The sequence below is a fragment of the Lactobacillus nasalidis genome (assembly GCF_016587775.1).
Taxonomy (GTDB): domain Bacteria; phylum Bacillota; class Bacilli; order Lactobacillales; family Lactobacillaceae; genus Lactobacillus; species Lactobacillus nasalidis.
This window is the reverse complement of the sequence record NZ_BOCG01000364.1, coordinates 1-222: the sequence shown is the minus strand read 5'-3', so window position 1 is coordinate 222 and position 222 is coordinate 1. Positions and strand designations below refer to the sequence as shown.

The following is a 222-nucleotide window of genomic DNA, read 5'->3' as shown; positions in this document are numbered from 1 at the left end:
GTAGCCTTGAAGATGCGGTTTCTGATCTGCATGATGGCAAATGGCCGGCGGCTTCTCAGCCACAGGTGCCGGTGGTCCAGCAGGAAGTCGATCCCGTGTTCCTTGTTGGTGATCGGGTAGCCTTCGTTGTTTGACACGACTTCCAGGTCGCTGATCTGGATTTCGTAGCCAAAGTGAGACCGGGCATCTTCATGGATGGTCCCAGTGATGTAGAAGCTGGCT

Annotated in this window: 1 pseudogene; it reads right to left on the bottom strand. The window is 55.0% G+C overall.

Annotated elements, in window-relative coordinates:
* Positions 1-222: pseudogene (locus tag lacNas_RS06885) on the bottom strand (asparagine--tRNA ligase); the annotation flags it as partial.